General features: G+C 49.9%; 1 rRNA gene. It reads right to left on the bottom strand.

The window, feature by feature from the left end:
- A 23S ribosomal RNA gene (locus tag ACQCX0_RS05325) occupies positions 1–1165 on the bottom strand; the annotation flags it as partial.
- Positions 1166–1424: the final 259 nt, after the last annotated feature.

Raw genomic sequence — 1424 nt, 5'->3', positions numbered from 1 at the left:
TGCCGCAGCTTCGGTGCATGGTTTAGCCCCGTTACATCTTCCGCGCAGGCCGACTCGACCAGTGAGCTATTACGCTTTCTTTAAATGATGGCTGCTTCTAAGCCAACATCCTGGCTGTCTATGCCTTCCCACATCGTTTCCCACTTAACCATGACTTTGGGACCTTAGCTGGCGGTCTGGGTTGTTTCCCTCTTCACGACGGACGTTAGCACCCGCCGTGTGTCTCCCGTGATAACATTCTTCGGTATTCGGAGTTTGCATCGGTTTGGTAAGCCGGGATGGCCCCCTAGCCGAAACAGTGCTCTACCCCCGAAGATGAGTTCACGAGGCGCTACCTAAATAGCTTTCGGGGAGAACCAGCTATCTCCCGGTTTGATTGGCCTTTCACCCCCAGCCACAAGTCATCCGCTAATTTTTCAACATTAGTCGGTTCGGTCCTCCAGTTAGTGTTACCCAACCTTCAACCTGCCCATGGCTAGATCACCGGGTTTCGGGTCTATACCTTGCAACTATTCGCCCAGTTAAGACTCGGTTTCCCTACGGCTCCCCTATACGGTTAACCTTGCTACAAAATATAAGTCGCTGACCCATTATACAAAAGGTACGCAGTCACCCAACAAAGTAGGCTCCCACTGCTTGTACGTACACGGTTTCAGGTTCTATTTCACTCCCCTCGCCGGGGTTCTTTTCGCCTTTCCCTCACGGTACTGGTTCACTATCGGTCAGTCAGGAGTATTTAGCCTTGGAGGATGGTCCCCCCATATTCAGACAGGATGTCACGTGTCCCGCCCTACTCATCGAACTCACAATTAATGCATTTTAGTGTACGGGACTATCACCCTTTACTGTGCGACTTTCCAGACGCTTCCACTAACACAAGAACTGATTCAGGTTCTGGGCTCCTCCCCGTTCGCTCGCCGCTACTGGGGGAATCTCGGTTGATTTCTTTTCCTCGGGGTACTTAGATGTTTCAGTTCCCCCGGTTCGCCTCATACGACTATGTATTCATCGTATGATAGTGCAACGAATTGCACTGGGTTTCCCCATTCGGGTATCGCCGGTTATAACGGTTTATATCACCTTACCGACGCTTATCGCAGATTAACACGCCCTTCATCGCCTCTGACTGCCTAGGCATCCACCGTGTACGCTTAGTCACTTAACCTCACAACCCAAAAGTGTTTCCACCTTCGTGCTGTTACATTTGAGAGACTCTATGACAGGTTAATCCTTACCCCAATATGTCTACGGAGGAGTAAGTTTCAGCTGTCATGTTTCAATTTTCAGCTTGTTCCAGATTGTTAAAGAGCAAAATCTTAAACGTGATTCTTGCGAATCAGTTTTAAGATTTTTTTGATATGGTGGAGCTAAGCGGGATCGAACCGCTGACCTCCTGCGTGCAAGGCAGGCGCTCTCCCAGCTGA

The sequence above is a fragment of the Candidatus Hepatincolaceae symbiont of Strigamia maritima genome (genome assembly GCF_055505085.1).
Note: the sequence above shows the minus strand (reverse complement) of the source record. Positions and strands in the feature narration are given on the sequence as shown.